This is a genomic window from Roseovarius sp. B-10 (assembly GCF_056859295.1).
This window is the reverse complement of sequence record NZ_JBSXOE010000016.1, coordinates 45,620-71,210: the sequence shown is the minus strand read 5'-3', so window position 1 is coordinate 71,210 and position 25,591 is coordinate 45,620. Positions and strand designations below refer to the sequence as shown.

Genomic DNA, 25,591 nt, shown 5'->3' with positions numbered 1-25,591 from the left:
CCATTGCCTACAGCCAAGCCCGCCAGAGGGCAAGGCCGGTACGCGCGGTCTTGAAAACACCACGGTCGGAAAGCCTAGCCGTGCTCCTTCAGGAGCCGCTGCTTCTGCCGGTTCCAGTCGCGCTTGGCGGCGGTCTCGCGCTTGTCGTGGGTCTTCTTGCCCTTGGCGACGCCGATCTTGATCTTGGCGATGCCGCGATGGTTGAAATACAGCACCAATGGCACCAGCGTCATGCCCTTGCGCTGCGTCTCGTTCCAGAGCCGCGCCAATTCCTTGCGCGATACCAAGAGTTTGCGGCGGCGGCGCTCCTCGTGGCCGAAGGTCTTGGCCTGCTCGTAGGGCGCGATATAGGAATTGACGAGCCACAATTCGCCGTTATCGACGGTGGCATAGCTCTCGGCGATATTGGCGCCGCCCTGCCGCAGCGATTTGACCTCCGAGCCCTCCAGGATGATACCGCATTCGAGATCATCCTCGATGGCATAGTCGAACCGCGCGCGCCGGTTCTCGGCGACGACCTTGTAATTGGGGTTATCCTTGGGCTTGGCCATGCGCGCGTCCTATCCTTGGCGTTACACGCTGTCCAGCGGGTCGGGCGCGACATTGCCACCGCAGACCAGCACCGCCACCCGCTCGTCCTCTGCCGGAACATAGGCGCCCGACAACAGCGCCGCCAGCGCGGCGGCGCCTGCGGGCTCCACCAGTTGGCGCGTCTCGCGCCAGAGCATGGCCTGCGCCTCGGCGATGGCGGTGTCGCTCACCAGAACGCTCTCGACGCCCTGCGCCTGCGCCAGGCCGAAGCAGATATCGCCGATCCGTTTTGCCCCTAACGCATTGGCGGCAATACCGGAAACCTCGACATCCACCGGTGCCCCGGCGGCCAGCGCGGCGTGCAGCGCGCAGGCGGTTTCGGGCTCGACCGCCACCACTTTGCGACGGCCCTGAAGCCAGCCCAGCGCGCCCGCGATCAGGCCGCCGCCGCCGACGGCGATGAGCACGGTGTCGGCGTCGAGGCCCTGATTCTCCCACTCGGCCATGACCGTGCCCTGCCCGGCAACCGTGGCCTCGGCGTCGTAGGGATGCACCTGCATCGCGCCCGTGGCGGCCTGCCATTCGGCGGCGCGCTCGGCGGCCTCGGCATAAGCACCTGGAACGACTTGCAAATCCGCGCCCTGCGCGCGGATGAGGGCGATCTTGGCGGGACCGGCGATGCGCGGCACGTAGATGCGCGCGCGGTGCCCGAGCGCGGCGGCCGCGCAGGCCACCGCCGCGCCATGATTGCCGCCCGAGGCCGCGACGATCCCGGCCTGCGGCACCTCGGCCTGCAACAGCGTGTTGAACGCGCCGCGCGCCTTGAAGCTGCCGGTATGCTGCATCTGCTCGAACTTGAACCTCACGGTTCGCGCGCCGAACCGCAAGGTTGCCACCGGCGTGCGCCGCACGTGATCCGCGACCCGCGCCGCCGCCCCGGAAATTGCTGCCTGCCAGTCCATCGCTCACACCTCTTTGGCTTTTCTTGACCGGCCAAACGCTATACCCATGAGAGCCCGGACCCAAGCGAGGATCGCCCGCGATGAACAACGACCGCAACAGCCTGTTTCGCGATGCGCAGGCGGATCGCTCCAGCGCCGCGCAGGTGCCCGACACACCGCAGACCCGCGCACCCGCCTACCGGCTGGCATTCACCGATGACGATTTCCTGTTGCGCGACGAACTGCGCCCGGTGCGGCTGCAACTTGAACTGCTCAAGCCCGAGATGATCCTCAACGAGCGCGGCATCCAGAGCACGGTGGTGCTGTTCGGTGGCTCGCGCATCCCAGAGCCGTCGCACAAGGAGACCGCGCGTACGCCCGAACTGGCGAACCTGTCGCGCTATTACGACGAGGCGCGCAAGTTCTCCCGGCTGATGACCGAGAAATCCATGTCCACCTACGGGCGCGACTACGTCATCGCCACGGGCGGCGGACCGGGGGTGATGGAGGCCGGAAACCGGGGCGCGGCAGATGCGGGGGGGGCGTCCATCGGCTTTAACATCGTGCTGCCGCACGAGCAGGCGCCCAACGCGTACGTTACACCGGGGTTGTGCTTCAACTTTCACTATTTCGCGATCCGCAAGATGCATTTCCTGATGCGGGCGCGGGCCGTGTGCGTGTTTCCCGGCGGCTTTGGCACGCTCGACGAGACCTTCGAGGCGCTGACCCTCATCCAGACCGACCGGATGAAGCGGGTGCCCTTCCTGCTGTTCGGCAAGGATTTCTGGCGGCGAATCATCAACTGGGACGCGCTGGCCGAGGCGGGCACGATCAGCGACGAGGATCTCGACCTGTTCCACTTCGTCGAGACGGCGGACGAGGCGTTCGCAATCATCGAGGGCTGGGACAGCGATGCCGAGGCTTGAAGCGAGACGCGCACGCGCATAACAGACGACGACCATTCCCGGGGAGGGCGCGATGCACCGCGACACGATCGACCGCCTGCTGCTGGCACTCATCGTTGCAACCTTGGCCGCCAGCACCATAATCGCGTGGCGCGCACCGGACTATTTCCAGTTCTCCTTCGCCGCCGAGGACCGGCTGGTCGAGAATGGCACAGCGCTGTTCCTGCTGGTGGCGAGCCTCGTACTTCTGTCGAACGCGGTGCGGCTGGCGCGGCGCGGCGCGTGGCGCGCGGCGCTGCTGACCGGGGCCTATGCGCTGCTGTTCTTTCTCGCGGCGGGCGAGGAAATCTCGTGGGGGCAGCGGATTTTCGGATGGAAACCGGGCGAGTTCTTTGCCGAGAACAATTACCAGGGCGAAACCAACCTGCACAATTTGATGGTCGGCGAGGTGCGGCTGGCGCGGGTGCTGTTCGGCAGCGTCCTGACCACTGTGCTACTGCTCTATCTCGTGGTGCTGCCGCTGCTCTATCCCCGCGTGGCATGGCTGCGGCGGGTGGCCGATGCGCTGGCGGTGCCGGTGCCGGGGCTGCGCCACGCGGTGCTGGCGCTGCTGGCGAGCGGGGTGGTCGCGGTCATCCATGTGCCGCGCAATTGGGAGGTCTACGAGCTGGTCTTTGCCCTGCTCGCCACCGCGATTTTCGTCGCGCCGCAGAATCCGGAAAAGATCCGCTGAACACGACCGCCTGGTCCGCGCCGCACCACCGCGCGGCGCCCGATCATTCAGCCGTAATCCCGCTCGCCGAAAATGGCCGAGCCGACACGCACATGGGTGGCGCCGAACGCGATCGCGCGCTCGAAATCGCCGCTCATCCCCATCGATAGCCCGGTGAGCCCGTTGCGCGCGGCAATCTTGGCCAACAGCGCGAAATGCAGGCTCGGTTCCTCGTCCACCGGCGGGATGCACATCAGCCCGTGCACGGGCAGGTCAAGCGCCCGGCATTCGGCCACGAACCCGTCCGCATCCGCAGGCAGCACCCCTGCCTTTTGCGGCTCCTCGCCGGTATTGACCTGCACGAAGAGATCGGGGCAGCCGCCCGTCTCCTGCGCCAGCCGGGCGAGGGTGCGCGCGAGCTTGGGCCGGTCGAGCGAATGGATGGCGTCGAACATCTCCATCGCCTGCCGCGCCTTGTTGGTCTGCAACGGCCCCACGAGATGCAGGGAGATGCCCTCGTAACGCTCCTGGAAGGGCGGCCAGCGGCCTGCCGCCTCCTGCACCTTGTTCTCGCCGAACAGGCGATGGCCCTCTTCGAGCACCGCCTCGACGCGCGCCTGCGGCTGCACCTTGGACACGGCGACGAGCGCCGTGCTGCCCGGTGCGCGCCCGGCCTCGGCCTCGGCCCGGGCGATACGATCCCTGATCTCGCTGAGGCTCACCGGCATTCTCCCGCTGTTATCCCGTGGCAACTGATCTGCCACGGGCGCGTGGCGGGTGCAACGGGCTTGCCCCGGCGCGGCGGCTTGGATACACGGGATGGAAACAGATCCGGACGGTGCCATGACCCAATCGCGTATCAGATTTGTCGGCCTCGCTGCGGTGAGCCTCGTGCTCCTCGCGGGATGCAGCGCGTTCCAGAATGCCCGGCTCGACCCCGAGGCAATGCGCGTGCAGGGCGGGCGCGAGGCACAGCCCGATCCGAGCGAAGGGTCGCTGCTCGATGCCTTCCGCGGCGGGCGCGATACCGTCAAGGTCAACCGGTTCCTGTGGACCGCCGCGCTCGAAGTGCTCGATTTCCTGCCTGTCGAGGCCGCGGACCCGTTCACCGGCGTGATCTCCACCGGGTACGGCACGCCGCCGGGGGGCGGCACCGCCTACCGCGCGACCGTGCTTATCAGCGATCCTGCGCTCGATGCCCGCTCGCTCAAGGTGTCGCTGCAGACACGGCGCGGACCGGTCGATGCCGCCACGCAGCGCGCGGTCGAGGATGCCATCCTCAACCGCGCCCGCCAGATCCGGATCAGCGCCGGCCGTTACTGAGACGCGAGGACGGCGGCGCGCCGCTCGGCGCGCGCCTGCCGGATGATCTGCACCGCCGAGTTGACGAAGAGCGCAGCCATCGCGGCAGCCACGATCACGTCGGGCCAGCCGGTGCCGCTGCCCCAGACACCCAGCGCCGCCAGCATCACCGCCACGTTGCCGATGGCGTCGTTGCGTGAGCACAGCCAGACCGAGCGCACGTTGGCATCGCCGTCCTTGTAGGCCACCAGCAGAAGCACGCTCGTCACGTTGGCCGCGAGTGCCAGAAACCCGATGACCCCCATGATTTCTGCCTCGGGCACCCCGATATAGACAACCCGGTAGAGCGTGGTGCCAAACACCCAGGCGCCCATCGCCAACAGGCTCAACCCCTTGAAGAGCGCCGCCGTCGCGCGCACGCGCACAGACATGCCGATCACCGCCAGCGACAGCCCGTAGGTCAGCGCATCGCCGAGGAAATCGAGTGCGTCGGCCTTGAGCGCCTGCGATTGCGCGGCCTGACCGGCCCCCATCTCGACCGCGAACATCGCGGCGTTGATCGCGATCACCAGCCAGAGCCGCCTTTTATAGGCGTCCGATACACCTTCGAACTGCACCTCGTGTTCACAACATCCCGCCATTCCGGGACCTCCTTTGCATCTTGCCTGCCGGCAATGTAATCTCTCTAGGGACTAGAGCTTCAAGAGGGTCATGCAATGTCTTTCTCCATCGGCGATCTGGCCCGGCAAACCGGCGTCAAGGTGCCCACCATCCGCTATTACGAGGACCGCGGCCTGCTCGACGCGCCCCGGCGTAGTGCCGGCAACCAGCGCCGTTACGGGCAGGCGGAGCTGGAGCGGCTGCGCTTCATCCGCCACGCCCGCGACCTGGGATTTTCGCTTGGGGCGATCTCTGCCCTGATCGAGTTGCAGGAGCATCCCGACCGCACCTGCGAGACGGCGACGCGCATCGCGCAGGACCAGCTCGACGCCGTCCGCCACAAGATCCGCCGCCTGCGCGCGCTGGAAGCGGAACTGAGCCGCATCACCGAAGGCTGCACCGGCGATGGGCCGTCACGGGATTGCTACGTGCTGGCGTCGCTGGGCGATCACGAGCTATGCGCGCACGATCACGCGCCCCCTGTCGCCACCTCGCTGACCCACGCCACCTGACGCGGCAGGCAGATCGTCTGGAGATCGTAGCGCGCCCGGATCAGGTCGCGCGCCGCCTGTCCCAACCGTTGCCGCGCGCCTTCGTCGTCGAGGAGGGTGCAAACCTCGTCCACCAGCGCGGTGCCGTCGAAGAAATCCACCAGCCGCCCGGTCTCGTCATGGGTGATGACCTCGCGCACCGGCTCGGTATCGCCTGCCACAATCGCCGCGCCGCAGCTCATCGCCTCCATCAGCGACCAGCTGAGCACGAAGGGATAGGTCAGGTAGACATGCACGCGGCTCACCTGCAACAGCCGCAGGAACCGCTCATAGGGGATGCGCCCGAGGAAATGCACGCGCGCCCAGTCATCGTCTGAAATCTGCTCGCGCACCTCGTCGATGAAGATTTGTTTCCAGGTCTGGTCCTTGGGCGGGCGGGCGCCATAGCTCACCTCGTCGCCACCCACGATCAGCACGCGGGCCTTTGGTCGCTCGCGCAACAGACGCGGCAGCGCGCGCATGAACACGTGATAGCCGCGGTAGGGTTCCAGATTGCGGTTGACGAAGGTAATGACCTCGTCCTCGCGGCCCAGCTCGCCCGCGCCCTCCACCTCTAGCCGCACATCGGGCTTTGGACAGGCGGCGACGGTGTCGATGCCGTCATGGCTGACCGTGATGCGGTCGCGAAAGCGCGCGGGGAAGGTGTCGGCCTGAAACCGGGTCGGGCTGATGCCCGCGTGCCCGGTCTCGAAATGCAGATCGTTGTTGAGGTTCTTCATCCGGATGCGCAGCGACTCGGCCTCGGGGGTCTTGCTGGGAAACTCGGGATCGAAGTCCAGATGCGGCCAGCCCGCGAGGTGGTAAAGCTCGCAATAGAGCCCCAGCCGCGCCTCGGGCCAGACATCGCGCAGGAAAAGCGATTCTCCCCAGCCGGGATGGGCGAGGATGAGATCGGGCACGTAGCCGCGGTCGCGCAGTCTCATCGCCGCGCGCCAGCACGCCTCGCCGCGCGTCACCTTGCTATCGAAATCCACCAGCCAGGGGTGCACCACCTGCCCGGGCCGGTTTGGCAGGCTGTAGGGGATGATCCGCACCCCCTGCCATGTCTGCGCCTCCTTGACCCGCAGGGTTAGCGCTACGCAGTGGTGCCCCATGCCCGCCAGTCGGGGGGCGAGGTGCTTGTATTGACCCGGAAAATTCTGATGGATGAAAAGGATATTCACGTCCCTGCCTGCCTTGCTGCCTCGGGGCGCTTATAGCCGAGCGGCGCGCTTCGGGCCAAGCCCCGCATTTTTGTGCCCTGACACTGGACCAAGGGCCGACAAGCGCCTATCACCGCAGCCCAAACGGGACCGCAAGAAGAGGGGCGCAAGGCATGTCGCGCTATTCACCAGCCGAGATCGAGGCAAACTGGCAGAAGGCGTGGGACGAGGCCGGGATTTTCCGCGCCCGGCGGGACGAGAGCCGTCCGAAATACTATGTGCTGGAGATGTTCCCCTACCCGTCGGGGCGCATCCACATGGGCCATGTGCGCAATTACACGATGGGTGACGTGGTGGCGCGCTACAAGATCGCGACGGGGCATAACGTGCTGCACCCGATGGGGTGGGATGCCTTTGGCATGCCCGCCGAGAACGCGGCGATGGCCTCCGGCGGCCACCCCAAGGACTGGACGTATGGCAACATCGCCACCATGCGCGAGCAGATGAAGCCGCTGGGGCTGTCGATCGACTGGAGCCGCGAATTCGCCACCTGCGACCCGGAATATTACGGCCAGCAGCAGGCGCTGTTCCTCGATTTCCTGGAAAAGGGCCTCGTCTATCGCAAGAACGCCGTGGTCAATTGGGATCCGGTGGACATGACCGTGCTCGCCAACGAGCAGGTGGAGAACGGGCGTGGCTGGCGCTCGGGCGCCGAGGTCGAGCGGCGCGAGTTGACGCAATGGTTCTTTCGCATCTCGGATTTCGCGGGGGAATTGCTCGAGGCGCTGGACAGGCTCGACGACTGGCCCGCCAAGGTCCGCACCATGCAGGAAAACTGGATCGGGCGCTCGCGCGGGATCGAGATTCCGTTCCATCGCACCGATGGCGGCGATCCGATCCTGTGCTATTCGACCCGTCCCGACACCATGCGCGGTGCGAGCTTTATCGCCATCTCGCCCGAGCATCCGGTCTCGCGCACGCTGGCCGAGACCAACCCGGAGTTGGCCGGGTTCATTGCCGAGACGCGCAAGATGGACACCACCGAAGCGGCGATGGAGAAGGCCGAGAAGAAGGGGATCGACACCGGCATCACGGTGCGTCATCCGGTCTGGCCCGATCGTGAATTGCCGGTATGGGTCGGCAATTTCGTCATGATGGATTACGGCACGGGCGCGGTGTTCGGCTGTCCGGCGCATGACCAGCGCGATCTGGATTTCGCGCGCAAATACGGGCTGGAGGTGCGCAACGCGTTCTACATGCCGGGTGACGAGCGCGAGGTCGGGACCGAGGCGCTGGTGCCTGCCAAGTCCGAGAAGGTGGTCTATATCGACCATTTCGCGGGCGTGGGCGAGGTGACAAGCCAGGAGGGGATCGACGCCACCATCGACTGGTTCGAGGCGCAGGGCCTGGGCACCGCGCAGGTCAAGTTCCGCCTGCGCGACTGGGGCCTCTCGCGGCAGCGTTACTGGGGCTGCCCGATCCCGGTGGTGCATTGCGACACCTGCGGCGTGGTACCGGAAAAGAAAGAGAACCTGCCCGTGCAACTGCCCTATGACGAGGGCGGCATGCCGATTGACTTCTCCATCCCCGGCAACCCGCTCGACCGGCACCCGACATGGGCGAAATGCGCCTGCCCCGCCTGTGGCGCACCTGCGCGGCGCGAGACGGACACGATGGATACGTTTGTCGATTCGAGCTGGTACTATGCGCGGTTCACCGCGCCCCGTGCGACGACGCCCACCGACATGGCCGAGGCCGAGTACTGGATGAACGTGGACCAGTATATCGGCGGCATCGAGCACGCGATCCTGCACTTGCTGTATTCCCGCTTTTTCGCCCGGGCGATGCATATCTGCGGGCATTTGCCGGCGAGTGCCATCGAGCCCTTCGATGCGCTGTTTACCCAAGGAATGGTGACGCACGAGATCTACCAGACCCGCGATGCGCGCGGCCGCCCCGTCTATCACCTGCCCGAAGAGGTGAGCGACGGTCGCCTCGCCGATGGCACCGAGGTCGAGATCATCCCCTCCGCCAAGATGTCCAAATCCAAGAAGAACGTGGTCGATCCCTCGACCATCATCGCGCAATACGGGGCCGATACCGCGCGCTGGTTCGTGCTGTCGGACAGCCCGCCGGAGCGGGACGTGGAGTGGACAGCCTCGGGCGCCGAGGCCGCGCATCGCCACCTGTCGCGCGTCTGGCGGCTGGCAGCCGAGATCGCAGAGACCCGCACGGACCCGGCCCCCGAGGCCGATACCGCGCTCCTGCGCGAGATGCACAAGACCATCGACGAGGTCACCAAGGGCGTGGAATCCTTCGGCTTCAACGCGGCCATCGCGCGGCTCTATGCCTTTACCGGCACGCTGGCGAAATCGCAGGCGGGGCAGGCGGCGAAGCGGCAGGCGGCGCTGACGCTGGCGCAGCTCATGTCGCCGATGACTCCGCACCTCGCCGAAGACGTGTGGTCCATGCTGGGCGGCAAGGGGCTGGTGGCGACCGCCGCCTGGCCCGAGGCCGACCCGGCCATGCTGATCGACGACACGGTGACGCTGCCCATCCAGATCAACGGCAAGCGCCGGGCCGAGATCGCGGTGCCCCGCGACATGGACAAATCCGAGGTTGAAAAGGCGGCGCTGGCGCATGATGCTGTGCAAAGGGCGCTGGAGGGGGCGGCGCCCAAGAAGGTCATCGTCGTCCCCGGACGGATCGTGAATGTCGTCATCTGACCGCCGCCTGTTCCTGTTGTCGGGTCTCGCCGCGCTGGCGGGCTGCGGCTTTGCGCCGGTTTACGGCCCCGGCGGTGGCGGCGACGCGCTGATCGGGCAGGTCCGCGTCACGGACCCCCAGGGTCGCGCGGGGTTCCTGCTGACCCGCGAGATCGAGGCGCGTCTCGGACGGCCCGAGACGCCCCGCTACGAGCTTCGCCCGGCGATCGCCCTGCGCTCGGAGGCCATCGCCATCGACCGCAGCAACGTCGCCGCGCGCGCCAATCTCATCGGTACGGTGAATTACACGCTTACCGACCTGGAGACCGGCGAGAAGGTCGACAGCGGCAAGGTCACGAATTTCACGGGGTATTCCACCTTCGACACGCCGATCGTCACCCGCGCCGCCGCGCGTGACGCCGAAGCGAGGCTGATGCAGATGCTCGCCGACCAGATGCTCACCCGCCTCGCCGCAGCGGCGGCCAGCCGGCCGCGATGAAGCTCGGCACGCGCGAGGCCGCGCGCTATTTCGCCCGGCCCGAGCCGCAGCGCACGGGGCTGCTGATCTACGGCCCGGACGCCATGCGCGTGGCGCTCAAGCGGCAGGAGATGATCGCCGCGCTGCTTGGTCCCGGCGCCGAGGAAGAGATGCGGCTCAGCCGCCTCGCCGCGGCCGACCTGCGGCGCGACCCGGCCATGCTCCTCGATGCGGTCAAGGCGCAAGGGTTCTTTCCCGGTGCGCGCGCCGTGCTGGTGGAGGACGCCAATGACAGCGTCGCCGACCCGGTCCTCGCGGCCCTTGCCGACTGGGCCGAGGGCGATGCGCAGATCGTCGTCACCGCCGGGCAGCTCAAGGCCACATCGAAACTGCGCAAGGCGTTCGAGGCGCATCGCAACGCCTATGCCGTTGGAATTTATGACGATCCACCCTCGCGCGACGAGATCGAGGCGGTGCTGGCCCGTGCCGGGCTGAGCGACATTCCCGGGCCGGTGATGGCGGACCTCGCGGCGCTTGCCCGGACGCTCGATCCCGGCGATTTCCGGCAGACGATGGAGAAACTCGCGCTCTACAAGCTGGGCGACGACAGCGCGCTTACCGCCGGGGATATCGCCGCCTGCGCCCCCGCCTCGACCGAGGCCGGTCTCGATGACATCCTCGATGTCGTGGCCGAGGGCCGCGCCCCCGAGATCGGCCCGGTGCTGCGACGGCTCAAGGCGCAGGGGGTGCAGCCGGTGGGGCTGTGCATCGGGGCCGCACGCCATTTCCGTGCCCTCTACACCGCCGCCGCCGATCCCGGCGGGGCCGCGAAGGGCATTGCCCGCCTGCGCCCGCCGGTATTTGGCCCGCGCCGCGACCGGATGCTGCGGCAGGCGCAGAACTGGGGCGCGCCAAAGCTGGAACAGGCGCTGAGCATCCTGACCGAGACCGACCTGACGCTGCGCTCGGCCGCGCAGCGCGCCCCCGAGATGGCGCTGGTGGAGCGGGCACTGATCCGGCTGGCGATGCTGGCGGCGCGGTGAGCGGACGAATCAGGGTTAACGTGCTGAAATCGTGAGAAATACCTGGGCGGCATCGCGTCGGTATCCTGTCGGTATTCCGACGGTGCGGTTTTCGGCAGGGGCCGGGGTGAACGGGGCGTGCGCTGGACTCAGGGTAAAGGTCGGGGCAGGGTTCGGGGAATGGTGGACGTGTCGGATATCCGGGACCGGGAGAGCCTTGAGGCGTGGCTTGAGAAGCCGCGCAGCGCACGACCGTGGGTGGGCGCGCAAACGATTGTGGTCAGCGTTTTATGGAGCAAGACACGTCAACGATTGTGCGAGCTCGGACGTTGCAAGAGCGCCCGCCCGGGGGACGGTCGGGCGCTGCGCGGCGGCGCGTGAACGCGCCTTTATTCCGCGCATCGACACCAGGCTGTGAGGAGCCGCCGAAGGCCAGACCTGCCCCCCCGGCCGGACCCTCATTCCCCCACATGCCGTTGCCACGGCCCGCCCTTTGCGCAATGGTGCCGCGACAACGGATCAAGCGGGGGCACCACCATGTATGACGTCATCGGATCGCGGGCGAGCAGGGCTTTCCGGGTGCTGTGGCTGCTAGAGGAGATGGGGCTCGATTACACCCACCTGCCCGTCGCGCCGCGCTCGGACGAGGCGCTGGCGGTCAACCCCTCGGGCAAGATACCGGCGCTGCGCGATGGCGACCGGGTGCTGACCGATTCCACCGCGATCATGACCTTTCTCGCCGACCGGCACGGGCAGTTGACCCATGCCCCCGGCAGCCACGAACGCGCCGCGCAGGATGCGTTGACGCACCGCGTGCTCGACGAGGTGGACGCGCTTTTGTGGACGGCGGCGCGGCATTCCTTCGTGCTGCCCGAGGCGCAGCGGGTGGCGGCGGTCAAGGACTCGCTCAAGTGGGAATACGAGCGCAATATCAAGGGGCTGGAGGGGGCGCTTGCCGGGCCGTTCCTGCAGGGAGAGACGATGACCATCGCCGATATCCTGCTGGCGCATTGCCTGATGTGGGCGGGCAAGGCGGGGTTTCCCGAACCGCCCGCACGGCTGGCGGCCTATCTCGAGGCGATGATGGCGCGGCCCGCGTTTCAGCGGGCGGCGGCCCTGCCCTGAGGGTGGGATCGAGGGGCCAGCCCCTCGAACTCCCCGGAGTATTTTGACCAAGAAGAAACCGGGCTCACAAGGCCTGCGCATAGGCGGCGGCGTGGCGCCCCGCCCAAAGGCCGGTAGCGAGGCAGGCGGTCAGCAGGTAGCCGCCGGTGGGCGCCTCCCAATCGAGCATCTCGCCGGCGGCGAAGGTGCCGGGGCGGGCGCGCAGCATGAGGCCAGCGTCGAGCGCCTCAAGTCGCAGCCCGCCCGCCGTGGAAATCGCCTGGTCCATCGGGCGGGGGCCCCTGAGCGGCACCGGCAGGGCCTTGAGCGCGGCGGGCAGATCGGGCGCGGTGCGGGCAAACTCCATCGCCAGCGCGAGCTTGGCAGGCTCCAGCCGCAGCGCCTTGCGCAGCCGGTTGCCAAGGCTGTCGCGCGCCCGCGCCCTGGCCAGCCGCGCGGCGATCTGATCCGCTGACAGGTCCGGCAACAGGTCGAGCAGGAGCGGTGCACCGTCGCGCAGGGCACTGCTGACCTCGTAGATGCCGCCGCCCTCCAGCCCGGTGGCGGAGATGACGAATTCGCCACGCGACCGCGCCGTGCCTGCCTGCAACTCCACCCCCTTTACCGGCTGCCCGAAATGCGGAGCCATGTGGGCCGACCAGTCCACGAGGAACCCCATGTTGGCGGGGCGGAACGGGGCGAGGGCGTCGGATGCGAGATATGCGCTCCACCCCCCGTCCGAGCCGAGCCGCGCCCAGCTTGCCCCGCCGCAGGCCAGCACGGTGACGGCGGGAGAGCGCCGCTGTGGCCCCTCGGGCGTATCGAAGCACAGCGCATCGCCCTGCCACCCGGTCCAGCGCCAGCGGGTGCGCAGATCGACGCCGAGGCCGCGCAATTCGGCCAGCACGCTGCGCAGGAGCGGCGAGGCCTTCATCACGCGGGGAAAGACGCGGCCCGTGGAGCCGGTGAACAGTTGTTGGCCATGTTCCCGCGCCCAGTCCTGCACGGCCTCTGGCCCGAACGCCTCGAGCATCGGGCGCAAGCGGTCGGCGCGCGCGCCGTAGGCCGCGAGGAAATCCTCGAACGGCTCATTCTTGGTGAGGTTGAGCCCCGATTTCCCGGCCATCAGGAGTTTGCGACCCGCCGATGGCTTGCCCTCCGCCAGCGTCACGCGCAGCCCGGCACGGGCCAGCTCGCGCGCTGCCATGAGCCCGGCGGGCCCGGCCCCGATGACCAGCGCTTCCATCACTTGCCCCTTGCCCTCGGTTCACGTTGGGCCATGCTATGGCCCGGAGCGCCGCAATGGATCAAGAGAAACCGCCCGAGACCCCGATCTGCCCGCTGTGCCTACGGCCCATCCCGCCGGATGCGCGGCAGAGCCTTCACCACCTCGTGCCGAAGCTCAAGGGCGGCAAGGGCGGACCGGTGGTGCGCCTGCACCAGATCTGCCACAACGAGATCCACGCCACGCTGACCGAGGCGGAGCTGGCGCGGGCGTATCATACCGTCGAGGCGTTGCGCGCCCATCCCCGGCTGGCACGGTTCATCGCGTGGGTGGCGAAGCGCCCGCCGGAATTTCACTCGAAGACACCCGGCGCGCGGCGCAAGCGGTGACGTGGCTCAGAGCGCGTGCCAGAGCGACAGGCCGCCGACGAGGACAAGGCTCAGCGCCCAGAGCAGGTCGAGGTTGAACCAGCTTCGCGACAGGAATTTCAGCCCCAGCCAGCGATAGACACCGAACGCCAGCGCCCCGCCCGCCGCCGTCATGGCAAGGGTGTGGACCACGGCGACGAGGGTCGCGGTGGCCAGCGTGCTGCGCATCAGCGTGGAGGCGGCGGCGTGGCCTGCGCCCTCCTGTGCGAGGTCGCAGATGCCGAGATAGATCGGCACCAGCATCAGCCCCGCGCCGTGCGCCGTGGCCGCGAGGAACGACCATAGCACCAGCCGCGAGGGCGGCACCCGGGCGAGGAACCGGGGGTGCCGCCGGTTGACCAGAAGGTAGAGCCCGAGGCCGATCACGAGACAGGCCGCGCCGATCTGGATTTCGCGCTGCCACGTCACCAGCGAGACCAGCATCGAGAACGGAAACAGGATCGCGGTCATCGCCAGCAGGTGCCCGCCGGCGAGCGCCGCGAGCGCCTTCCACAGGCTGCCGCGCGCGCGCTCCATCAGTGCTGCCGAGACCGCGAGCGGCCAGCCCATGCCGGGATTGATGCCGTGGTAGAGCCCCGAGGCGACGACGGCCCACCACAGGGCCGCCGTCGTATTCAGATCAGCCACGCGTCAGACGGACGGATAGCAGAAACTGTCGGTGGAACAGTCGCCGCCCTCGAGGCGAATCTGGTGCGCGCGATAGCCCTTGGGGAAATCGACGTAGAAATCGGGATCGAGCGTCAGGCCGCCGTTCTCGCCGACATGGGCCATCACCATCTGCCCGCCCTCGTCGTCGGGGTAGAACTGGTCGTCCCACGTCGAATAGAGCGAGTTGGTCCAGTAGACGCGCTTGCCGTCGCGGCTGATCTCTACCATCTGCGGGCCGTAGGCGAAATCGCGGCCATTGGGGTGCTTGGTGTCCGCCACGATGCCGCCGAGTTCGACCTTGCCCGCGAGGACGGGCTTCATCGGGTCGGAGACATCGTATTGGTGCATCTCGCCGGTGCCCCAGCAGGCGACGTAGAGATACTTATCGTCGAGGCTGAGGTCGATATCGGTGACCAGGGGCGGCACCGCCTCGAAGCCCTTGAGCAGCGCGGGCAGGTCATCGGGGGCGGCGGGCTGCGGCGGGATGGTGACGGTCTTCTTCGCCTCGAATGTGCCGTCATCCTTACGCCACCATGTCCAGATCGAGCCTTCGAGATTGGTAGTATCCACCACCACGCCGCAGAAGCCGTAATCCTTGGCCGGATCGTGCGCGGGCCGGATTTCGAGCGCCATCTGGTGATTCTCACCAAGGTCGATGGTCTGCACGTTGCGGCGTTCGCGCAATTTCCAGAAATGGATCGCGTGGCCGTACTTGTTGGAGAGCAGGTCCTCGGGCACGATGCCGTTTTCGAATTGCGGCGGCAGGCCCCATTCGGAACTGACCATGTAATCGCGCGGCAGGTTCCACCAGAAATCGTAATGCTTGTCCTGCGCGCCGCGATCCATCTCGTAGCGGCCGAGGATTTCGAACGTTTCGCAATCCATGATGAAGATGCCCGGCGGGCCGTCGGTGCCGTCCTTGCCGCCGCCGCCAAGGGTGCTGACATAGATGCCCTCGGGGCCGCAATGGATGGTGTGCGGGCGCGAATAGCCGGTCTTGGCAAACACTTCCTCGGGTTCGATGATCTTGTGGATTTTCGCCTTGAGCGGCTCCTTGACGTCGATGATGTAGATGCGGCTCGAACGGATGCCGGGGATGATCAGGTATCGCCGTTCGAGAAAGGCATGCCCGGTCAGCGGCGAGAGCGAGGACGAACAGGCGTTCCAGCCGAAATGGTGAAACTCGTCGCCGGTGTAGGGCATGATGACCTGATGCAGGATCTGGCCATAGGATTTCGACTTGGGGTCCACATCCACCACGGCGAGCCCGTCCGGCTGGCTGCCGTCGGGGCTGAGCATCAGGGTAAAGGCGAGCGTTTCGGCGGGAGCCTCCATCGCCAGTTTCGGGGTGGCGTGGAACGTGGGATCGGGTCTGAGGTTCATCTGCGGTATCCTCCCTTAATGCGCGCCCAATGGGCAACGCATGAAGCTTTTCGCTGGTTTTTCAGCCTCTCACGAATCCCGGTTTGCGGCAAATCCTTTGAAACGGGTCGCCAAACGCAAACGGCCCCGCCGAGGCGGGGCCGTCCGGGTGCCTTGCGGCGCCTTGGCTTACTTGTCGCCCTTGAGCGCCGCGCCGAGAATGTCGCCCAGCGACGCGCCCGAGTCGGACGAGCCGAACTGCTGGACGGCCTCTTTCTCTTCGGCGATCTCGCGGGCCTTGATCGACAGGCCGAGACGGCGGGTCTTGCTGTCGATATTGGTCACGCGGGCATCGACCTTGTCACCGACCGAGAACCGCTCGGGGCGCTGTTCGGAGCGGTCGCGGCTGAGGTCGGAGCGGCGGATGAAGGACTTCATGCCTTCGTATTCCACCTCGATGCCGCCATCCTCGATCGCGGTCACCTCGACGGTGACGATCGAGCCGCGCTTGACGCCGCCCACGGCCTCGGCAAACTTGTCGCCGCCCAGCGCCTTGATCGAGAGCGAGATGCGCTCTTTCTCGACGTCCACGTCCGAGACGACAGCCTGAACCATGTCGCCCTTCTTGTAGTTCTGGATGGCGTCCTCGCCACGCTCGTCCCAGCTCAGGTCGCTGAGGTGAACCATGCCGTCGATGTCGCCTTCCATGCCGATGAACAAGCCGAACTCGGTGATGTTCTTGACCTCGCCCTCGACCTCGGTTCCCGGCGGGTACTGCTCGGCGAACACTTCCCACGGGTTGCGCATGGTTTGCTTGAGCCCGAGGCTGACGCGGCGCTTGGCCGGGTCGATCTCGAGCACCATGACCTCGACCTCCTGGGAGGTGGAGACGATCTTGCCGGGGTGCACGTTCTTCTTGGTCCAGGACATTTCCGAGACGTGAACCAGCCCCTCGACACCGGGCTCCAGCTCGACGAAGGCGCCGTAGTCGGTGATGTTGGTGACGCGACCGGTGTGGACAGAGGCCAGCGGATACTTGGCCGCCACCAGATCCCACGGATCTTCCTGCAACTGCTTCATGCCGAGGCTGATGCGGTGCGTCTCCTTGTTGATCTTGATGACCTGGACCTTGACGGTCTCGCCGATCGACAGGATCTCGGAGGGGTGGTTGACCCGGCGCCATGCCATGTCGGTGACGTGCAGCAGGCCATCGACACCGCCGAGATCGACGAAGGCGCCGTATTCGGTGATGTTCTTGACCACGCCGTCAACGGCCTGACCCTCGGTGAGGTTGGCGATGACCTCGGCGCGCTGTTCGGCGCGGCTTTCCTCGAGGATGGCGCGGCGCGACACGACGATATTGCCGCGGCGGCGGTCCATCTTGAGGATCTGGAACGGCTGCTTGAGGCCCATAAGCGGGCCGGCGTCGCGCACCGGGCGCACGTCGACCTGAGAGCCGGGCAGGAAGGCCACGGCACCGCCGAGATCGACGGTAAAGCCGCCCTTGACGCGACCGAAGATCGCGCCCTCGACGCGCTCCTCGTCGGCATAGGCTTTCTCGAGACGGTCCCACGCCGCCTCGCGGCGCGCCATCTCGTGGCTGATCACGGCTTCGCCGCGGGCGTTCTCGGCGGAGCGCAGGTAGACTTCGACCTCGTCGCCGACATGGATGTCGGGCTGCTCGCCGGGATTCGCGAATTCCTTTAGATCGACGCGGCCTTCCATCTTGTAGCCGACGTCGATGATGGCCTGGCCCGCCTCGATGGCGATGACCTTGCCCTTGACGACAGAGCCCTCGTCGGGGGTGTCCATTTCGAGGTTTTCATTAAGGAGGGCCTCGAATTCCTCCATAGATGCGTTCTGAGCCATGTGGCGTTTCATTCCTTTGTAACGTTCATTTTCCGGCCGTGCGGTTGTCTCCGCCGGTCTTTGGGTGGTGTCCACCTGCGGTGGAACGGGGGTTCGTTGGTCAGGCGGGCCACAAAACAAAGAGGGCCGGGGATGCCGACCCTGCTCGCTCTCTTCGGTCCTGCGGCGGTTCCGCCTTGTTGACAACGGGCGTCATAGCGGCCACGCAGGCGTAAATCAAGCGGCAAGATCGCCCGTGCGCGTCAACCTGCGCGCCGCTGCCGCCACAGGGTAAACAGCCCCGCCCCCACGATCAGCGCCGCGCCCAGCGCCACGTTGAGGCGGATGGTCTCGGAAAACACCAGGATGCCGATGGTGCTAGCGAACACCAGTTGCAGGTAAGCAAAGGGCTGCACCGCGCTCGCCTCGGCGACCTCGTAACACTTGATGAGCGTGTAGTGCCCCGCCGCCCCGGTGATGCAGAGCGCCCCCATCCAGACCCAGTCGGGGGCGGTCATCGGCTCCCAGAACCACGCGCCCACCGCCGTCATCGCGACCGACCCCACCGTGCCGGTCCAGAAGAACGAGGTGGCCGCGTCGTCGAGCTTGGCCACGAACCGCGTGAGCAGCCCGTAGAGCGCGAACATCAGCGCGGCGATGAAGGGGATGATGGCGGCGGGCTGAAACACGCCGAAGCCGGGCTCGAGGATGATGACGACACCGACAAAGCCCACGCCGATCGCCACCCAGCGCCGCCAGCCCACGCTCTCGCCCAGAACCGGGCCGGAAAGCGCGGCGATCAATAGCGGGTAGGCGGCGAATACCGCGTGGCTCTCGACCAGCCCAAGGAGGGTGAAACCGTAGATCATCACGCAGATCTCGGCCACCAGAAGCAGCGCGCGAAAGCCCTGCATCAGCGGCTGCGCGGTGGCGGCGGCGGCCATCAGACCGCCGGCGCGGCGCGCGGCGACGGTCATGACGAAGGCGGCGAAGAACCAGTAGCGGATCATCACCACCATGAACACGTTGTATTCCCCCGCCAGGTGGCGCGAGATGCCGTCCTGCACGGCGAAGATGAAGGTGGTCAGCACCATCATCCAGATGCCGAGGCGGGTGTTCTGATCGGTCATTGCCTGTCCAGTATTGCGCGGGTCATGTGGCGCTTGCGCCCGTATCCCGGAACACGGCTGACAGAAAACCCCGCCGCCTCCAAGCCCCGGCGCACGAAACCCGCCGCCGTGTAGGTGGCCGCCGTGCCGCCCTTTGCTGTGTGGCGGGCGACGCTCTCCATCAGGTCGGGCTGCCAGAGTTCGGGGTTCTTGGCGGGTGAAAACCCGTCGAGGAACCACGCATCCGCCTTGTCCGGCCAATGGCTTAGCGTTTCGCGTGCGTCGCCCTCGACCAGCGTGAAATCGAGATCGGGCAGCGTGATCCGCTGCCCGCCGCCCCGCCAATGCGGCGCAAGCTCTGCGGCGAGCGGCGCGAGATCGGGAAAACGGGATTGCGCGCGGCGCATGTCTGGCGCTGCCATCGGGAACGCCTCGAAAGAAGTGAAGATGAGCCGCCCCGCCACACCTGCCACCCGCCAGGCATGCAGCGCGGCCAGCAGGTTGAGCCCGGTGCCAAAGCCAAGCTCGGCAATGTGAAACCCGTCGCGGAATCGCACCGGCAGATCGTTGCCCGCGAGAAAAACGTGCCGCGTCTCGGCAAGCCCGTTCTCAAGGCTGAAATACGGATCATTGAACCGGGTCGAGACCGGCACGTCGCCGTCGCGCCAGTCGATCCCGGCCTGCTGGTCCTGCATGGGGTAATCCTCTAGAACGGCGGGCAGGATGCCGGGTGCCGGGGGAATGTGCAATGACCGATGTGACGGTGATGGGGGCGGGGATATTCGGCCTGTCGGTGGCCTGGGCCTGTGCCCGGCGCGGGGCGCGGGTGCGGGTGATCGACCCGAACGGGCCCGGCGCGGGGGCGTCGGGGGGCCTGGTCGGCGCGCTCGCCCCGCATGTGCCGGAGAACTGGAACGACAAGAAGGCGTTCCAGTTTGAGAGCCTGCTCATGGCCGAGGGGTTCTGGGCCGAGGTGGCCGAGGCGGGCGGGGTGCAGCCGGGTTATGCGCGGCTGGGCCGGATACAGCCGGTGATGGACGAGAGCGGTCTGGCGCTGGCCCGCGCGCGGGAAGAGAGCGCCGCGGCGCTGTGGCAGGGCAAGGCGGCGTGGCGGGTGGAGCCTGCCGGGGGAAAGTGGTGCCCCGAGAGCCCCACCGGCCACGTCATCCGCGACACGCTGAGCGCGCGCCTGCATCCGCGCCGCGCCTGCGAGGCGCTGGTGGCGGCGCTGCGCAAGCGCGGGGCCGAGGTGGTGCGCGAGGGACCGCAGGAGGGCCGCGTGTTGTGGGCCACGGGGGTGGCGGGGCTGGAGGAACTGAGCCATGCGGCGGGCCGCGCCGCGGGCAATGGCGTCAAGGGGCAGGCCGCGCTGCTGGCGTTGGACGCGCGCGAGGCGCCGCAACTGTTTGCCGACGGGGTGCACGTTGTGCCCCACGCCGACGGCACCACCGCGATCGGCTCCACTTCCGAACGCGACTATGACGATCCCGCCGCCACCGATGCGCAACTGGATGACGTGATCGCGCGCGCCTGCGCGGCGATCCCCGCGCTGGCGGGTGCGCCGGTGATCGAACGCTGGGCCGGGCTGCGCCCGCGCGCGCGAAGCCGCGCACCGATGCTGGGGGCGCACCCGCTGCGGCACGGTGAGTTCATCGCCAATGGCGGGTTCAAGATCGGCTTTGGCATGGCGCCCAAGGTGGCCGAGGTGATGGCAGAGCTGATGCTCGACGGGGTGGACCGCATCCCCGGGGGCTTTCGCCCGGAGGCCTCGCTATGACCGGGCCGCGCCTATCAAGCCTTGACCACCTCGTGCTGACCGTCGCCGACATCGGGGCGACGGTGACCTTCTACCAGGACGTGCTGGGGATGGTGCCGGAGGTGTTCCGCGCCACGGATGGCAGCGCACGTCACGCGCTGCGTTTCGGCACGCAGAAGATCAACCTGCATCAGGCCGGGGCCGAGTTTGCCCCGCGCGCCGCGCGCGCCACCCCCGGCTCCGCCGATCTGTGTTTCCTGAGCGATGTGCCGCTCGGCGATTGGCAGGCGCATTTCGCGGCGCTGGGCGTCACGGTCGAGGACGGCCCGGTGCCGCGCAGCGGGGCGACGGGGCCGATCGTCTCGCTCTACCTGCGCGACCCCGATGGCAACCTGCTGGAGATTTCCAACCGGGCGGGGTGAGCGCGGGTGGCAGGTTTTGGTCTGGGGCGGTCGTTGACCATCGGGCAGATGCAGGACAGGCGAGTCATCGGGAGGGTTACCCCTGTCCCCCGGCGATCAGGCCGCGGCGAGGGGCCGCTCGCGGACCGGCAGGTGCACCAGCGCCGAGAACGCCCCCACCCCCACGCCGATCCACCACACCAGCGAGTAGTCGCCGTGCAGGTCGTAGAGCCGCCCGCCCAGCCACACGCCGAGGAAGCTGCCAAGCTGATGCGAGAAGAACACGATCCCGTAGAGCGTGCCCATGTAGCGCAACCCGTAGATATGCGCGATCAGGCCAGAGGTCAGCGGCACCGTGGCCAGCCACAGCGACCCCATCGCCACCGAAAACAGCAGCACCGTGCCCGGCGTGATCGGCGTCAGCATGAAGGCCGCCGCCACCACCGTGCGCGCGGCATAGATGCCCGCAAGCAGGTGCTTGCGCGAATGACGGTTGCCAAGCCAGCCCGCCATCAGCGTGCCGCCGATATTGGCAAGGCCAATGAGCGAGATCGCCACCGCGCCCAGCGCCGACGTGGTGGTGATGCCGATATTGTGCAGCACGCCGCCGGGCAGGATCGGGCCGCACATCTCGGTCACCAGCGCCGGGAAATGCGCGGTGATGAAGCCAAGCTGATAGCCGCAACTGAAGAATCCCAGGAAGATGAGCGCGTAGGATGGATCGCGAAACGCCTGTTGCAGCGCGTCGCCCATGGATTGTTCCAGCACGGCGCGGCCCGCTGGGGCGGGTGCGCGCATCAAGGGCAGCATCACCAGCACCGCGAGGATGGTGGCGGCAAACACCACGAACACGCCCTGCCATGTCATGAAGCCGAGCATCCATTCAGCCACCGGCGCGCCGAACACCTGCCCCGCCGATCCCGCGGCGGTGGCGATGGCGAGGCTCATCGAGCGGTTCTCGTCCGAGCTTGCCCGCCCGACCACGGCGAGGATGACGCCAAAGCCGGTCCCGGCGATGCCGAAGCCCACCAGCACCTCATAAGCCTGGTGCGCCTGCGGCGACACGGCGAACGACGACAGCACCAGCCCGGCCGCATAGACCAGCGCGCCTGCGACGATGGCGCGGCGGTCGCCCATCTTCTCGGCCAGCGCGCCGAAAATGGGCTGGCCGATTCCCCAGGCGAGGTTCTGGATGGCGATGGCGAGCGAGAACTCGGCGCGGGGCCAGTTGAACTCCTCTGCGATCGGGATCTGGAACACGCCGAAAGAGGCGCGGATCGCGAAGGAGATCATCAGGATGGTGCAGCCTGCGATCAGGACGGGTGTTAACAGGGGGGCGGATTTCTGCATGGGGCCTCGCGCGGGATCGGGCGCAGATTACGCCACCGCGCGGCGGCGTCAATTCAGGCTTTGTGGTGGCGTCCATCACGCAGGCGCAAGCCGTCGGATCAGCGGCGCCATGACCAGCGGCGTGAGGTACATCGGCAATTGATATAGCCCCACGAACAGCAGGAGCGCCGCCGCCGTCTCGGGCGGCAGCGCGCCGAGGAACAGCGCAAGGTTGCGGTTGCCCGCGATGACCGCCAGCGCCGGGGCGCTGCCCGGCGCGCGGTGGCGGGCCAGCAGCAGCGTCACCACCTGCGCGCCGAAGCCGAGCGCGAAGACAGCGGCAAGCGTGGCCCAGAAGGCGGGACCGGGGGCCCTGAGCGCGGGCCCCACGGCGGACATGAGGCCGACCACGACCACCGCCATGGCCAGCGTGATGAGCCCGTCCACCGCGCCCTGCCCCGCCGGTCCGCGCAGCCACGCCACCCGCCCCCGCAGCACGATCCCCGCGCCCCCCGCCACCGCGATCACCGCCAGCAGGCGCAGTGCCGCCTCGACCACCACCAGCGGCGCGCCGAACACCGGCAACAGCCAGAACACCGGCAGCACCGTCAGCGGCAACAGCGCCGTGCCCAGCACCAGTTGCCGCAGCGCCGGGGCGGGATCGCCGCCCGCGAGGATCGTCAGGCCGGGGCTGCCGGTCATCGGCGGCGCGGCCAGCACCAGCACCAGGCCGATGCCCAGAACGCTCGCCTGTGCCCCCAGCGCCCAGAGCCCGACGATGGCCACCACCGGCAGCGCCACCTGCATCACCAGCGTGACGGCAAGATAGCGCGGCAAGGACCGGCGGCCCGGAAACGCCGCGCGCATATCTACCCGCAGCGTGGCGAGGAACAGCAGGAACGCGATCATCGGGAAGATAAGCGGCGCCATCGTGCGCGCCAGCCCCGGTGCCAGCGCCCCCACCACGAGGCCCGCCACCAGCACCAGCCGCCCGTGACGGGCCAGCGCCGCGAACGCCCCGCTCACACCGCCGCCGCGCCGCGCGCCGCCTGATCGTAACAGCCCGACAGCGCGCGCAAGAGCGCCGCCAGGCGCGACATCTCGGCCCGGTCGAGGCCGAGCTGTTCGACCGAGCGCACCAGCAACTCCTCGCGCACGCGGCCATAGCGGGTGCAGTAATCGGCGCCTGCCGCGGTGATGGAGACGGTCTTTTCCTTGCCCTTGCGCCCGGTCTCGACAAGGCCCGCGCGCTCCAGCTTCTTGACCGCGTAGCTGACGAGGTGGGTATCCTCGACATTGAGCACGAGGCAGATATCCGCGAGGCTCTTGGGCCGGTCGCGGTGATGCACGAGGTGGACCACCAGCACCTCAAGCGGCGCGAGACCGGGCATCCCTGCGGCGGTCATGCAGCGCGACATCCAGCGCTGGAACGCGTGGTTGGCCATCGTGAGGGCAAACTCCATCTCCGACAGCTCGGGCATGCCAGAGCTGGCAAGGTGGGCCGAGGACACGACCGGTCCCGGCGTCAGCGGGCGAGCATCGTCTGCGGGATCCATAGGGCGATCTCCGGGAACAGGGTCAGGATAGCGGTGGCGGCCACCAGCAGCAGGAAGAACGGGAATGCGTGGCGCGCGATCTCGAAGATGCCGCGCCCGGTGATGGATTGGAGCACGAAAAGGTTGAAGCCCACGGGCGGCGTGATCTGGCTCATCTCCACCACCAGCACGAGGAAGATGCCGAACCAGATCGGGTCTATCCCGGCGGCCAGCACCATCGGCAGGATCACCGAGGTGGTCAGCACGACGATCGAGATGCCGTCGAGGAACATCCCCAGCAGGATGAAGAACACCACCAGCGCCGCCAGCAGCATCCCCGCCGAGTATCCCTGCTCTCCGATCCAGGCCGCCAGCGCGCGCGGGATGCCGGTATAGCCCATCGCCACGGTCAGGAACGCCGCACCCGCGAGGATGAAAGCGATCATGCAGCTGGTGATCGTGGCGCCGCGCAGCGCGCCCCATGTGCTCTGCCAATTGAGCGAGCCGCCCATACCGGATAGGATCAGCGCGCCCAGCACCCCCACCACCGCCGCCTCTGTGGGCGAGGCCAGCCCCGCGTAGATCGAGCCGATGACCGCGACGATGAGCAGGATCGTCGGCCCCAGAAGCACGATGGCGCGCAGCTTGTCGGCCCATGTCGTGGCGGGCTCGGTGGCGGGCATCCGGTCGCGATGGGTAAGCGCCCAGAGCATGGTGTAGCCCGAGAACAGCGCCGCCAGCATCAGCCCCGGCCCGATCCCTGCGAGGAACAGCCGCGCGATACTCTGCTCGGTCGCGGCGCCATAGACGATCAGGATGATCGACGGCGGGATGAGAAAGCCGAACGTGCCCGAGCCCGCCAGCGTGCCGATGATCATGCGGTCGTCATAGCCGCGCCGGGTCAGTTCCGGCACCGACATGCGCCCCACCGTGGCCGTGGTGGCCGCCGACGAGCCGGAAACGGCGGCGAAAAGCGCGCAGCCGAAGATATTGGCGTGCAACAGCCGCCCCGGCAGCCGGGTGGTCAGCGGGGCCAGCCCCGAGAACATGTCCGACGACAGCCGCGAGCGGAACAGGATTTCGCCCATCCAGATAAACATCGGCAGCGCGGTCAAATCCCAGATATTGAGTGCGCCCCACACCTTGGTGGCAAAGACCAGCTCCACCGGGGCCGACGAGGCCATGAGCATCGCCGCCAGCCCCACGGCGATGAGCGCGAACCCCACCCACAGCCCCAGCGCGAGGCAGCCGAAGAGGATCGCCACGAGGACGAGCGAGAGGGCCTCAATGCCCATCGGTGCCTCCCTTCTTCGCCTCTTCGGCGCGGCGATAATCGGGGGTCTGCCCGCGCAACAACGCCACCAGCGCATCGACAAGCGCCAGTGCCAGCAACGCAAGGCCCGCCACCATCACCGCCTGCGGCACCCAGAGCGGGAATTTCGCCATGCCGAAGCTGACCGCGTCGAAGGTATAGCTGTCGCGCGCCTGCACGAATGCGCTGTAGAGCGCGAAGCCGCAAAGCCCCAGCGCCCCGAGCAGCACCGGCACCGAAAGAATCCGCGCCAGCGGCGCGGGCAGGCTGTCGGTCAGCATGGTGACGCGAACATGCCCGCCGGCGCGCAACGTGCCCGCCAGCGCCAGGAACGCCGCGCCCACGAACAGGAAGCCGCCCATCTCCGACAGCGAGGTGATGGCGATGCCCACAGGCTCGCGCCCCGCCGCGATCAGGCTTCGGTCGATCACCCGGCCTACCACCTGCACCAGCACCAGAACGGCGATCGCCACCAGCGCCAGCGCGGCAAGGACGAACCCTGCATCGTAAAGACGGTCGAGCGTCCTGCGCAGCATGGCACGGCTCCTGTCTGTCCGGGATGAGAGGACGCGGGCGGGAGAGCCC

27 protein-coding genes are annotated in these 25,591 nt (G+C 67.7%); 11 read left to right on the top strand and 16 right to left on the bottom strand.

Annotated elements, in window-relative coordinates; all coding sequences use genetic code 11:
• Window positions 1–74: 74 nt before the first annotated feature.
• Window positions 75–551, bottom strand: a complete 477-nt coding sequence (gene smpB / locus AC13D8_RS01815; protein ID WP_104018725.1) for an SsrA-binding protein SmpB — start codon at window positions 549–551, stop codon at window positions 75–77.
• Between the two features lie 21 nt (window positions 552–572).
• The gene (locus tag AC13D8_RS01810; protein WP_482967365.1) at window positions 573–1,493 is read right to left on the bottom strand and encodes a serine/threonine dehydratase; all 921 of its coding nucleotides are present in this window, start codon (window positions 1,491–1,493) and stop codon (window positions 573–575) included.
• Window positions 1,494–1,573: 80 nt separating this feature from the next.
• Between AC13D8_RS01810 and AC13D8_RS01805 the strand changes: the two genes are divergently transcribed.
• Together AC13D8_RS01805 and AC13D8_RS01800 are read left to right on the top strand one after the other, a co-directional pair.
• Window positions 1,574–2,398 (top strand): LOG family protein, encoded by an 825-nt coding sequence (locus tag AC13D8_RS01805; RefSeq protein ID WP_482967364.1) that lies wholly within the window; start codon window positions 1,574–1,576, stop codon window positions 2,396–2,398.
• 52 nt (window positions 2,399–2,450) lie between these two features.
• Window positions 2,451–3,110, top strand: a complete 660-nt coding sequence (locus AC13D8_RS01800) for a hypothetical protein (protein WP_482967363.1) — start codon at window positions 2,451–2,453, stop codon at window positions 3,108–3,110.
• Between the two features lie 47 nt (window positions 3,111–3,157).
• Here the strand turns inward: AC13D8_RS01800 and AC13D8_RS01795 are convergent, their stop codons facing one another.
• Window positions 3,158–3,811, bottom strand: a complete 654-nt coding sequence (locus AC13D8_RS01795; RefSeq protein ID WP_482967381.1) for a YggS family pyridoxal phosphate-dependent enzyme — start codon at window positions 3,809–3,811, stop codon at window positions 3,158–3,160.
• Between the two features lie 121 nt (window positions 3,812–3,932).
• On the opposite strand from AC13D8_RS01795, the gene AC13D8_RS01790 reads away from it, so the two are divergent.
• Window positions 3,933–4,412 (top strand): DUF3576 domain-containing protein, encoded by a 480-nt coding sequence (locus AC13D8_RS01790; RefSeq protein ID WP_482967362.1) that lies wholly within the window; start codon window positions 3,933–3,935, stop codon window positions 4,410–4,412.
• On the opposite strand, the gene AC13D8_RS01785 is transcribed toward AC13D8_RS01790, so the two are convergent.
• The gene (locus AC13D8_RS01785) at window positions 4,406–5,032 is read right to left on the bottom strand and encodes a cation efflux transmembrane domain-containing protein (protein ID WP_482967361.1); all 627 of its coding nucleotides are present in this window, start codon (window positions 5,030–5,032) and stop codon (window positions 4,406–4,408) included. The genes AC13D8_RS01790 and AC13D8_RS01785 overlap by 7 nt on opposite strands.
• A gap of 75 nt (window positions 5,033–5,107) precedes the next feature.
• Here AC13D8_RS01785 and AC13D8_RS01780 point away from each other — a divergent pair, with 75 nt between their 5' ends.
• Window positions 5,108–5,563, top strand: a complete 456-nt coding sequence (locus AC13D8_RS01780) for a MerR family transcriptional regulator (RefSeq protein WP_482967360.1) — start codon at window positions 5,108–5,110, stop codon at window positions 5,561–5,563.
• On the opposite strand, the gene AC13D8_RS01775 is transcribed toward AC13D8_RS01780, so the two are convergent.
• Window positions 5,521–6,765, bottom strand: a complete 1,245-nt coding sequence (locus AC13D8_RS01775; protein WP_482967359.1) for a glycosyltransferase — start codon at window positions 6,763–6,765, stop codon at window positions 5,521–5,523. The two genes, AC13D8_RS01780 and AC13D8_RS01775, sit on opposite strands and share 43 nt — an antisense overlap.
• A 152-nt stretch (window positions 6,766–6,917) precedes the next feature.
• Here AC13D8_RS01775 and leuS point away from each other — a divergent pair, with 152 nt between their 5' ends.
• The 4 genes from leuS (at window position 6,918) to AC13D8_RS01755 (ending at window position 12,074) form a co-directional block, all read left to right on the top strand.
• Window positions 6,918–9,470 carry a leucine--tRNA ligase gene (gene leuS / locus AC13D8_RS01770; RefSeq protein WP_482967358.1) on the top strand — a complete coding sequence of 851 codons (2,553 nt, stop codon included), beginning with the start codon at window positions 6,918–6,920 and terminating at the stop codon, window positions 9,468–9,470.
• Window positions 9,457–9,948: an LPS assembly lipoprotein LptE gene (gene lptE, locus AC13D8_RS01765; RefSeq protein ID WP_482967357.1), complete on the top strand. Its 492-nt coding sequence runs from the start codon at window positions 9,457–9,459 to the stop codon at window positions 9,946–9,948. Before leuS ends, lptE begins: the two co-directional genes overlap by 14 nt.
• Complete coding sequence (gene holA, locus AC13D8_RS01760) at window positions 9,945–10,970, top strand: DNA polymerase III subunit delta (protein ID WP_482967356.1); 1,026 nt, start codon at window positions 9,945–9,947, stop codon at window positions 10,968–10,970. Before lptE ends, holA begins: the two co-directional genes overlap by 4 nt.
• Window positions 10,971–11,486: 516 nt before the next feature.
• Window positions 11,487–12,074 carry a glutathione S-transferase family protein gene (locus tag AC13D8_RS01755; RefSeq protein WP_104018714.1) on the top strand — a complete coding sequence of 196 codons (588 nt, stop codon included), beginning with the start codon at window positions 11,487–11,489 and terminating at the stop codon, window positions 12,072–12,074.
• A gap of 64 nt (window positions 12,075–12,138) precedes the next feature.
• Here AC13D8_RS01755 and AC13D8_RS01750 read toward each other — a convergent pair whose 3' ends face one another.
• Complete coding sequence (locus AC13D8_RS01750) at window positions 12,139–13,302, bottom strand: TIGR03862 family flavoprotein (protein ID WP_482967355.1); 1,164 nt, start codon at window positions 13,300–13,302, stop codon at window positions 12,139–12,141.
• A gap of 53 nt (window positions 13,303–13,355) precedes the next feature.
• Here AC13D8_RS01750 and AC13D8_RS01745 point away from each other — a divergent pair, with 53 nt between their 5' ends.
• Window positions 13,356–13,667, top strand: a complete 312-nt coding sequence (locus AC13D8_RS01745; protein ID WP_104018712.1) for an HNH endonuclease family protein — start codon at window positions 13,356–13,358, stop codon at window positions 13,665–13,667.
• Window positions 13,668–13,673: 6 nt separating this feature from the next.
• On the opposite strand, the gene AC13D8_RS01740 is transcribed toward AC13D8_RS01745, so the two are convergent.
• The 5 genes from AC13D8_RS01740 to mnmC2 all read right to left on the bottom strand — a co-directional run bounded on the left by AC13D8_RS01740 (window position 13,674) and on the right by mnmC2 (window position 19,368).
• On the bottom strand, window positions 13,674–14,324 hold the full coding sequence (locus AC13D8_RS01740; RefSeq protein ID WP_482967380.1) for a hypothetical protein: 651 nt from the start codon (window positions 14,322–14,324) through the stop codon (window positions 13,674–13,676).
• A gap of 12 nt (window positions 14,325–14,336) precedes the next feature.
• Window positions 14,337–15,737, bottom strand: a complete 1,401-nt coding sequence (locus AC13D8_RS01735) for a selenium-binding protein SBP56-related protein (RefSeq protein WP_129432763.1) — start codon at window positions 15,735–15,737, stop codon at window positions 14,337–14,339.
• Window positions 15,738–15,905: 168 nt separating this feature from the next.
• On the bottom strand, window positions 15,906–17,597 hold the full coding sequence (gene rpsA, locus AC13D8_RS01730) for a 30S ribosomal protein S1 (RefSeq protein WP_482967354.1): 1,692 nt from the start codon (window positions 17,595–17,597) through the stop codon (window positions 15,906–15,908).
• Window positions 17,598–17,827: 230 nt separating this feature from the next.
• Window positions 17,828–18,694, bottom strand: coding sequence for a DMT family transporter (locus AC13D8_RS01725; RefSeq protein ID WP_482967353.1), 867 nt, complete (start codon window positions 18,692–18,694; stop codon window positions 17,828–17,830).
• On the bottom strand, window positions 18,691–19,368 hold the full coding sequence (gene mnmC2 / locus AC13D8_RS01720) for a tRNA (5-methylaminomethyl-2-thiouridine)(34)-methyltransferase MnmC2 (protein ID WP_482967352.1): 678 nt from the start codon (window positions 19,366–19,368) through the stop codon (window positions 18,691–18,693). The genes AC13D8_RS01725 and mnmC2 overlap by 4 nt, the downstream gene beginning before the upstream one ends.
• Before the next feature lie 53 nt (window positions 19,369–19,421).
• Here mnmC2 and AC13D8_RS01715 point away from each other — a divergent pair, with 53 nt between their 5' ends.
• A complete protein-coding gene (locus tag AC13D8_RS01715) occupies window positions 19,422–20,450 on the top strand; it encodes an NAD(P)/FAD-dependent oxidoreductase (protein WP_482967351.1) in 1,029 nt (342 codons plus the stop codon).
• On the top strand, window positions 20,447–20,851 hold the full coding sequence (locus tag AC13D8_RS01710) for a VOC family protein (RefSeq protein ID WP_482967350.1): 405 nt from the start codon (window positions 20,447–20,449) through the stop codon (window positions 20,849–20,851). The genes AC13D8_RS01715 and AC13D8_RS01710 overlap by 4 nt, the downstream gene beginning before the upstream one ends.
• A 96-nt stretch (window positions 20,852–20,947) precedes the next feature.
• On the opposite strand, the gene AC13D8_RS01705 is transcribed toward AC13D8_RS01710, so the two are convergent.
• The 5 genes from AC13D8_RS01705 to AC13D8_RS01685 all read right to left on the bottom strand — a co-directional run bounded on the left by AC13D8_RS01705 (window position 20,948) and on the right by AC13D8_RS01685 (window position 25,542).
• Window positions 20,948–22,180 (bottom strand): MFS transporter, encoded by a 1,233-nt coding sequence (locus AC13D8_RS01705; RefSeq protein ID WP_482967349.1) that lies wholly within the window; start codon window positions 22,178–22,180, stop codon window positions 20,948–20,950.
• A gap of 75 nt (window positions 22,181–22,255) precedes the next feature.
• Complete coding sequence (locus AC13D8_RS01700; protein WP_482967348.1) at window positions 22,256–23,185, bottom strand: hypothetical protein; 930 nt, start codon at window positions 23,183–23,185, stop codon at window positions 22,256–22,258.
• Entirely contained in the window at window positions 23,182–23,715 is a 534-nt protein-coding gene (locus AC13D8_RS01695) for a winged helix DNA-binding protein (RefSeq protein WP_240611633.1), read from the bottom strand. The genes AC13D8_RS01700 and AC13D8_RS01695 overlap by 4 nt, the downstream gene beginning before the upstream one ends.
• A complete protein-coding gene (locus tag AC13D8_RS01690; RefSeq protein WP_482967347.1) occupies window positions 23,685–24,989 on the bottom strand; it encodes a TRAP transporter large permease in 1,305 nt (434 codons plus the stop codon). Before AC13D8_RS01690 ends, AC13D8_RS01695 begins: the two co-directional genes overlap by 31 nt.
• On the bottom strand, window positions 24,979–25,542 hold the full coding sequence (locus tag AC13D8_RS01685; RefSeq protein WP_129432771.1) for a TRAP transporter small permease: 564 nt from the start codon (window positions 25,540–25,542) through the stop codon (window positions 24,979–24,981). Before AC13D8_RS01685 ends, AC13D8_RS01690 begins: the two co-directional genes overlap by 11 nt.
• Window positions 25,543–25,591: the final 49 nt, after the last annotated feature.

Excerpts from the sequence above, each read along its gene's own strand:
- smpB (WP_104018725.1), bottom strand. The coding sequence starts at position 551 with ATGGCCAAGCCCAAGGATAACCCCAATTACAAGGTCGTCGCCGAGAAC.
- AC13D8_RS01810 (WP_482967365.1), bottom strand. The coding sequence starts at position 1,493 with ATGGACTGGCAGGCAGCAATTTCCGGGGCGGCGGCGCGGGTCGCGGAT.
- AC13D8_RS01805 (WP_482967364.1), top strand. The coding sequence starts at position 1,574 with ATGAACAACGACCGCAACAGCCTGTTTCGCGATGCGCAGGCGGATCGC.
- AC13D8_RS01800 (WP_482967363.1), top strand. The coding sequence starts at position 2,451 with ATGCACCGCGACACGATCGACCGCCTGCTGCTGGCACTCATCGTTGCA.
- AC13D8_RS01790 (WP_482967362.1), top strand. The coding sequence starts at position 3,933 with ATGACCCAATCGCGTATCAGATTTGTCGGCCTCGCTGCGGTGAGCCTC.
- AC13D8_RS01785 (WP_482967361.1), bottom strand. The coding sequence starts at position 5,032 with ATGGCGGGATGTTGTGAACACGAGGTGCAGTTCGAAGGTGTATCGGAC.
- AC13D8_RS01780 (WP_482967360.1), top strand. The coding sequence starts at position 5,108 with ATGTCTTTCTCCATCGGCGATCTGGCCCGGCAAACCGGCGTCAAGGTG.
- leuS (WP_482967358.1), top strand. The coding sequence starts at position 6,918 with ATGTCGCGCTATTCACCAGCCGAGATCGAGGCAAACTGGCAGAAGGCG.
- lptE (WP_482967357.1), top strand. The coding sequence starts at position 9,457 with ATGTCGTCATCTGACCGCCGCCTGTTCCTGTTGTCGGGTCTCGCCGCG.
- holA (WP_482967356.1), top strand. The coding sequence starts at position 9,945 with ATGAAGCTCGGCACGCGCGAGGCCGCGCGCTATTTCGCCCGGCCCGAG.
- AC13D8_RS01755 (WP_104018714.1), top strand. The coding sequence starts at position 11,487 with ATGTATGACGTCATCGGATCGCGGGCGAGCAGGGCTTTCCGGGTGCTG.
- AC13D8_RS01745 (WP_104018712.1), top strand. The coding sequence starts at position 13,356 with ATGGATCAAGAGAAACCGCCCGAGACCCCGATCTGCCCGCTGTGCCTA.
- AC13D8_RS01735 (WP_129432763.1), bottom strand. The coding sequence starts at position 15,737 with ATGAACCTCAGACCCGATCCCACGTTCCACGCCACCCCGAAACTGGCG.
- rpsA (WP_482967354.1), bottom strand. The coding sequence starts at position 17,597 with ATGAAACGCCACATGGCTCAGAACGCATCTATGGAGGAATTCGAGGCC.
- AC13D8_RS01725 (WP_482967353.1), bottom strand. The coding sequence starts at position 18,694 with ATGACCGATCAGAACACCCGCCTCGGCATCTGGATGATGGTGCTGACC.
- mnmC2 (WP_482967352.1), bottom strand. The coding sequence starts at position 19,368 with ATGCAGGACCAGCAGGCCGGGATCGACTGGCGCGACGGCGACGTGCCG.
- AC13D8_RS01715 (WP_482967351.1), top strand. The coding sequence starts at position 19,422 with ATGACCGATGTGACGGTGATGGGGGCGGGGATATTCGGCCTGTCGGTG.
- AC13D8_RS01710 (WP_482967350.1), top strand. The coding sequence starts at position 20,447 with ATGACCGGGCCGCGCCTATCAAGCCTTGACCACCTCGTGCTGACCGTC.
- AC13D8_RS01705 (WP_482967349.1), bottom strand. The coding sequence starts at position 22,180 with ATGCAGAAATCCGCCCCCCTGTTAACACCCGTCCTGATCGCAGGCTGC.
- AC13D8_RS01695 (WP_240611633.1), bottom strand. The coding sequence starts at position 23,715 with ATGGATCCCGCAGACGATGCTCGCCCGCTGACGCCGGGACCGGTCGTG.
- AC13D8_RS01690 (WP_482967347.1), bottom strand. The coding sequence starts at position 24,989 with ATGGGCATTGAGGCCCTCTCGCTCGTCCTCGTGGCGATCCTCTTCGGC.
- AC13D8_RS01685 (WP_129432771.1), bottom strand. The coding sequence starts at position 25,542 with ATGCTGCGCAGGACGCTCGACCGTCTTTACGATGCAGGGTTCGTCCTT.